Here is a 6,856-nt window from a genome sequence, read left to right on the forward strand (position 1 = left end):
ATTGCTACCGATGCGAGGTTATGGCCCCATGAAAAGTGATATTCAAATTTGCCGTGAAACCACACTCACTCCAATTGATCACATCGCTCAACACGCTGGCATTTTGCCGGATGATCTAACCCCACAGGGTACGCTAAAAGCAAAAGTAAAACCCTCGATCCTTAAGCGCCTGAATAACAACAAAGAAGGCAAACTGGTACTGGTTACCGCCATCACCCCGACGCCACTGGGCGAAGGCAAGACCGTCACCACCATCGGCTTGGCACAGGGACTGGCCAAAATAAACCAACGCGTTATGGCCTGTATTCGCCAACCCTCGATGGGACCGGTATTTGGCGTCAAGGGCGGCGCTGCCGGCGGCGGCTACAGTCAAGTGGCGCCGATGGAAAAACTCAACCTGCACCTCACCGGCGACATCCACGCCGTGACGGCCGCCCATAACCTGGCAGCCGCCGCACTGGATGCCCGTCTCTACCACGAAGAGCGCCACGGTTATGAAGCATTTGCCGAAAAGACCGCCCTGACCCCGCTTCGGATTGATATCCAACGCATTTGCTGGAAACGGGTAATGGACCATAACGATCGTGCCCTGCGAATGATCACTGTCGGCAACAACGAGCCGGGCAAAACTATCAACGGGATCGCCCGTAACGACGGCTTCGATATTTCTGCTGCTTCCGAACTGATGGCCATTTTGGCCCTGTCCAAAGATCTGGCCGATATGCGCCAACGTCTTGGTCGACTGGTATTGGCCTACAACATCGACGGCCAGCCGGTAACGGCCGAAGATCTCCAGGTTGCCGGCGCAATGGCCGTGACCATGTGCGAGGCTATCGAACCGACCCTGATGCAGACACTGGAAGGTGTTCCCACGCTGATCCATGCCGGGCCGTTTGCCAACATCGCCCACGGCAACTCGTCGATCATTGCTGATCGCATTGCGTTGAAGCTGAGTGATTACACCATCACCGAGGGTGGCTTCGGCTCGGACATGGGCTTTGAGAAAGCCTGCAACATCAAGGCTCAACAAGCAGAACGCGGCCCTGACTGTGCGGTTGTCGTCGCCACCTTGCGTGGCCTGAAAGCCAACTCCGGCTGTTATGATTTACGACCAGGCCAGGCCCTGCCAGACGCGATTTTCTCCCCGGATGAAAAAGCCCTGCTGGGTGGCTTTGAAAACCTGAAGTGGCATATTCGCAATGCCGCTAAATACGGCATTCCGGTGGTGGTAGCAATAAACCGCTTCCCGCAGGACACCGATGCCGAACTTAACTTGCTCAAGACCTGGATCCGCGAGGAAGATTTTGGTTGCTATGTCGATGTCGCAATCAGCGAAGCCTTTGGCAAAGGCGGCGAAGGGGCTACCGAACTGGCACAAGCTGTTGTTAGCGCCTGCCAGACGCCGACACAGTTCAAGCCGCTGTATTCACTGGATCAAACCCTGGAAGAAAAGCTGATGACCCTTGCCGAGGTCGGCTATGGCGGCCGTGGCGTCGAACTGTCACCGCTGGCCAAACAACAGCTGGCCGAACTGAAAAAACAAGGTCACGACAACCTCGCTGTCTGTATGGCCAAGACACCGCTTTCGATCACCCATGATCCAAGCCAGAAAGGCGCGCCGTCAGATTTCATTGTCCCGGTCCGCGAACTGCGCTTATGTGCCGGAGCCGGCTTTGTCTATGCGCTGTGCGGCAATGTAATGACGATGCCGGGGCTACCTGAAAAGCCAGCCTACATGGCATTGGACATTGATGACGACGGCAATATCGTCGGATTGAGCTAAGCCGCTCACCGGTTATCAAACTAAACGGTTAAACGCAAAAAAACGCCAGCACATCGTCTGGCGTTTTTATTCCATGCAACTTATTTATCTTTCTTATTGGAGGGGTAAATATAGTCACGATCAGCAAAAGTTCTCACCCATTCCGGCTTATATACAACCAATAGAGTAATAGCCATGCCGTTTATCAAGGCTTCGGGAAAAAGCAGCAACGGAAGCAGCACCAAATAATTATCGACGATATAGTCCCACGAATAGCCATAATCAAAATACATCCAGCCGCTAGTCAGCAGCAAATGAGCGACCATGGTCAATGCACCATTAAAGAAGGCAGCAACAAAGATATAAATAAACATATGCCTTGCCATATAGCGGTAGCTAAATAGAAAGACACCGAAACTGAATATGGCAGGTAAGATAACACCGGTTAACGCATATAAACCGGCACCGGGCAACTCGACCACTCCCACGGCCACCAGTAATATAGTGACAATAGATCCTATCAGGCCGGCAATTTGCCAACCGTGCGACAATACCAATACCGTTAAAGCAAGAAAATGCACTTGCAGCCCTTCAGCGATCCCTGCCCTCAGACTCCATAGCAAGAACAGGATCACAATCGTTCCCAGCACCAGGTGCTGATAATCTTTCTCCGCTCGAAACTTGGGCCAGAACTCCCGAGGAAAACTCACCACCAAAATCAGCAGCCAAACCAGATAGCCAATCCACTGTAGCATCGTCATCCTTGCAGTACCTTCTATGCCAAATAAGCTAAAGTTATATCAACAGGATAGCCCATCTATAACCTTGTAAAAAACAGGGATAAAAAATTGTTAAATATCGACTTCAAGCCTGATTGCACAAGCTTTAGCCAGTCAATTTTATTTAACAAAAAATCATTGGCAAGACGGAGTCAGATCAATTTTTTTTACCTTCAACCTGATAATCTCAATGCCAGCTCAATACAATATTAAAGGCCTACGATTATGGAAATGACCAACGCACAACGTCTTATTCTATCTAACCAGTATTATCTGATGTCGAAAATGAACCCGGAGAACGCAGCAAAATACCGTCGCCTGCAAACGATTGTCGAGCGCGGCTATGGTCTGCAGATGCGTGAACTGGATAAAGACTTCGGCTGCCTGGAAGAAGAAGACTGCCGTAACGTAATTGACTTTATGGAAATGTATCACGCGATGCAGGAATCATTCAAAATGCTCAGCGAAGACAACCAGAAACAGGTTGATCAGCGCCGCCTGCAATTCCTGGGTTTTGATGCAGCAACAGAATCTCAACTTGTCCATTACGTTCGTTTCCTGACCGACGAAGAAGGCCTATACCCACAGTTTGACAAGTCTGAACACATGTTCAACAGCCAGGTCCCGATGCTAGAGAAATACCACCGCATGCTTCAGACATGGCGTAACTGCCCTCGTCAATATCACCTGTCGGCGACAGAAATCCAACAGATTCAAAATGCCTAACCGCTAACGTTAGGAATGACTAAGCCGGGGGAAAACTCCGGCTTTTTTATTTCCCAAGCCGGATGAAATTTAATTCTCGCCATAACTATTTACCTAATTCCGACTTTCTATTCAACAGCCAGCACCGTTAACTCTGCGCTCACACTAACATCGCTTGTCCTCTTGCCATAACAGCAATAAAATGTGACATCCAACAAATCTTGACACCAAGATGAGTCACTATTGACCGAAAGTTAACCTGTATAACTATAAAATCGATAGCATCTTAGAAAATCATTCATCGCCTCGTTTAATTCACTACAATCCTGCGAAGTAACCTTGTATACAGGGGCTCTCAATACAAGGTAAATAGTAAAGATCATGATTCGATTTATTATATTAATGCTATCTTTTTCATCAGCCTGTATTGCTGCCCCTACGAAACAATTGATTATTCTGACGACTTTTACCGAATCATCGATCACGCCGGTCACCCAACAGTTTCAGCAACACTACCCGGATGCAGTCATAAAAGTCCTTCACCGACGGGAAGAGTCAGGCCTTCGCCTACTGAGCAAGAATGATCATGATATCGACATTGTGATTTCATCCTCTCCCACGCTGTTCATGCCGCTCATAGAGAACAACCGGCTGCTGCCCTTGGACTCGCTTAGCCAGAACCTAGATAACGACTGGCAACCCTTCATGTCGGATTCGGCCTCCTCTATCGCGGTTTTCGGCTATTCAGGTTACGGGCTAATGTGGAATAAGGATTACCTGATCAAGCACCGGCTCGATATTCCCCTGACTTGGGAGAGCCTGGCCGAACCACAATATTTCCGGCACCTGATTATGAGCAGCCCCGGCCGATCCGGCACTACGCATCTAATGGTCGAAAACATCTTGCAACAGTACGGCTGGACAGACGGCTGGAAATTACTACTCCAAATTGGCGGCAACCTTGCTTCCGTCTCGGCACGCAGTTTTGGCGTCAGCGATGCCATATCTCGCGGTCTAACCGGCGTAGGCCCTGTTATTGACAGCTTTGCCTTTGAAGATCAAAAACAGTTTCCATTTATCGGGTTTCACTACCAGGAACAAAGCCCACGGCTACCTAGCTATATCGCGGCGGTCAAAAACCGCCACCAAGCCAGCCACAGTTTGGATTTCATCAGTTTCCTGCTGTCTGACAACGTGCAGCAAAGTCTATCTACCAGCTCCCTGAACAAGTATGGCCTGCACCAAAAGCCCAGCCAGCCTTTTACCGTGCTGCAGATTGATTATGAGCAGATGCAGCGTCGTACCATCTTAATCAAGCTGTTGTTTGACCAAATCATCAACCATCAGCTGGATTTGCTCAACCAGGCATGGCGCCACATTCACCAGCTAGCCCGGCAACCATCGTTAACCGATGCGCAGCAACAGCAATATCAGCGCGCCATCGAGCTGGCTTCATCGCCGCCTGTCAGCGATGCGCAGGCCAACAGCATCGCCTACAACCAAGCCCTGATCCACTCTCAGACAGATGTGCATACCGCCAAGAGCGTCAAGCGCTGGCGCCGGGTGATGAGTAAACAGCTGGAGGAATCGATTCTCATCTCAGAGCAGCTCCTCACAGCTATCAAAGAGGTGCAGTGATGTTGCTGAGAAATACCATTGGCAATCGCCTGGTCGCCTCCATCGGCTTTATGGCCCTGTTGACCATAAGTGTCAGCCTGATTGCCGTTGTTAACTGGGAAAACCTGAATACCCAGGTTAACACCATCATCGAGAAAAACATGCCGACCCTGCGGGTCAGTTACCAGCTGGAAAGAAATACGGCTGGGCTTCAGGCTGCTCTTAATATGCTCAGCAATAATACTGATCCGATTTTACATGCCGAGCTCAAGCAAAATATCACCACCAAGCTAGAACAGATATCGGCTGCTATCAAAGAAACGGCGAACTTGAAATTCTACCCGGCAATCAAGGCCGAGCATGAAACTCTACTGACGGATATTTCGGCCTATGTTGGGTTGCTATACCGACGTAATACGCACATGTACTCGCTGGCCCAGACAGAAAATGCCATCAAGTGGCTCCATCAGGATCTGGTCGATGAGCTTACACCGCTGCGCCAGGAGGTCGAGTGGCAGGTTACCCGAATGCTGCCCAACGCGATCAATACCGAGGCGATCACCGACGTGATGGCGGAGTTTTCGTTTATCCAGTCAATCACTATCAAAGAAAATGAGCTGCACCAGCTGGTGCAGGAGATCATCCAGCAGCGGAAAAACCGGGATCTCGGCAACGCCTTTTACTTCATCGGCTACAAGACCGAAGAAATCAGTAAAATGAGCCAGAACCTGAACCATTACCCGTCAACCATCTCATACCGGCAACTGCTGCAGGAGCTGATCACCCTCGTCGAACCGAAAGGAGTGCTGGAGGAACAGTTGAGGCTTGATGTCGAGCTGCACAACTCCATCAGGTTGTATGAGGGCCAGATCCAGACCCGGCTGGAGTACCAGGAAGAGCTGATCCAGGCCATGGTTGAACAGGAGAATACCTCTCTCAAGCAACTCAACGAGCAGACAAACCACTCGATCAAGATCAGCAACATAGTCCTGTTCGGCGTCGTGCTGTTGTCTATATTCCTGACAGTGACCCTCTCTATCTACCTTGTCGGCCGCGGTATCGTCAAACGACTCAACCTGCTGTCGCAAGATTTGTATTCTGTCGCCAACAACCGACTTAACGCCAATATCCAGGTCACCGGCAATGACGAAATCGGTATGCTGGGCGATAACCTGCGCTACTTCTGCCGCCAGATGCAGGAAATGCAGCAAAGCAATGCACTGAACCTAATTAACAATACCCAGGCCAGTATTATCACCTGCAACCTGGACGGCGTAGTCGAATCCGTCAACCCCAGCGCGCAGGCCTTGTTCAACTACGATGCATCACCTGTCAAACAGACAATCTGGACCCTGTTTAGCGATAACATGCAACAGCGGCTTCAGGCCCTGTTTGCCAATACCAGCCCGTTGCTCAGCAACCGGGCCTGCAACCTGACCCTGATGCACAGCCACAGTGATGATAACAAGCTCTATCTGCGACTGGACTTTCGCCTGTTCAAACAGGGGAACAACGACAAGGTCATTGTCACGATGACCGATATCACCGAACAGGAAAACGCTGCCCGCTGGCTGGAAAACATGGTCCGGGAAAAGACCCAGTCCCTCACCAACCGTAACCGCCAGCTAAAAGCCGAAGTAGAGGATCGAAAACGCGTCGAGGCGGATCTGCGGGCGACCCAGGATGATTTGATTCAGGCCGCCAAAATGGCCGTCGTCGGCCAGACAATGACCTCGCTGGCCCATGAGCTTAACCAGCCCCTGTCAGCCATCTCGACCCATGTCTTTGCCACCAAAATGGCAATCAACAAGGAAAACTACACCCAGCTGCCGGTCAGTCTGGAAAAAATCGACAACCTGACCTCTCGCATGGGGCGGATCATCTCGACCCTGCGCAGTTTTTCAAAGAAACAGTCGGCCAACAGCTCGCTGACAGCGGTTGATATTCAGGCCTCTTTTCATCAGGCCATGCTGATTGTCGAAAGCCGGGCCAA

Annotated in this window: 5 protein-coding genes; 4 read left to right on the forward strand and 1 reads right to left on the reverse strand. The window is 50.6% G+C overall.

The annotated features are described in order from the left end of the window. Window positions 1-28: 28 nt before the first annotated feature. Window positions 29-1,783 carry a formate--tetrahydrofolate ligase gene (locus MHN01_RS11950; protein WP_239411559.1) on the forward strand — a complete coding sequence of 585 codons (1,755 nt, stop codon included), beginning with the start codon at window positions 29-31 and terminating at the stop codon, window positions 1,781-1,783. Between the two features lie 80 nt (window positions 1,784-1,863). On the opposite strand, the gene MHN01_RS11955 is transcribed toward MHN01_RS11950, so the two are convergent. Further along, on the reverse strand, window positions 1,864-2,517 hold the full coding sequence (locus MHN01_RS11955; protein WP_239411555.1) for an energy-coupling factor ABC transporter permease: 654 nt from the start codon (window positions 2,515-2,517) through the stop codon (window positions 1,864-1,866). 249 nt (window positions 2,518-2,766) lie between these two features. On the opposite strand from MHN01_RS11955, the gene MHN01_RS11960 reads away from it, so the two are divergent. The 3 genes from MHN01_RS11960 to MHN01_RS11970 all read left to right on the forward strand — a co-directional run. After that, on the forward strand, window positions 2,767-3,267 hold the full coding sequence (locus MHN01_RS11960) for a YfbU family protein (protein WP_239411556.1): 501 nt from the start codon (window positions 2,767-2,769) through the stop codon (window positions 3,265-3,267). Window positions 3,268-3,627: 360 nt separating this feature from the next. Beyond that, the gene (locus MHN01_RS11965) at window positions 3,628-4,884 is read left to right on the forward strand and encodes an ABC transporter substrate-binding protein (RefSeq protein ID WP_239411557.1); all 1,257 of its coding nucleotides are present in this window, start codon (window positions 3,628-3,630) and stop codon (window positions 4,882-4,884) included. Then, window positions 4,884-6,856 (forward strand): PAS domain-containing protein (locus tag MHN01_RS11970; RefSeq protein WP_239411558.1); only part of this gene is annotated, 1,973 nt, incomplete at its 3' end. The genes MHN01_RS11965 and MHN01_RS11970, both read left to right, overlap by 1 nt.

This window comes from Photobacterium sp. OFAV2-7 (genome assembly GCF_022347985.1).
Lineage (GTDB): Bacteria > Pseudomonadota > Gammaproteobacteria > Enterobacterales > Vibrionaceae > Photobacterium.

What these genes read in the sequence shown, in the direction of transcription:
- MHN01_RS11950 (WP_239411559.1), top strand. Translation starts at nt 29, where the DNA reads ATGAAAAGTGATATTCAAATTTGCCGTGAAACCACACTCACTCCAATT.
- MHN01_RS11955 (WP_239411555.1), bottom strand. Translation starts at nt 2,517, where the DNA reads ATGCTACAGTGGATTGGCTATCTGGTTTGGCTGCTGATTTTGGTGGTG.
- MHN01_RS11960 (WP_239411556.1), top strand. Translation starts at nt 2,767, where the DNA reads ATGGAAATGACCAACGCACAACGTCTTATTCTATCTAACCAGTATTAT.
- MHN01_RS11965 (WP_239411557.1), top strand. Translation starts at nt 3,628, where the DNA reads ATGATTCGATTTATTATATTAATGCTATCTTTTTCATCAGCCTGTATT.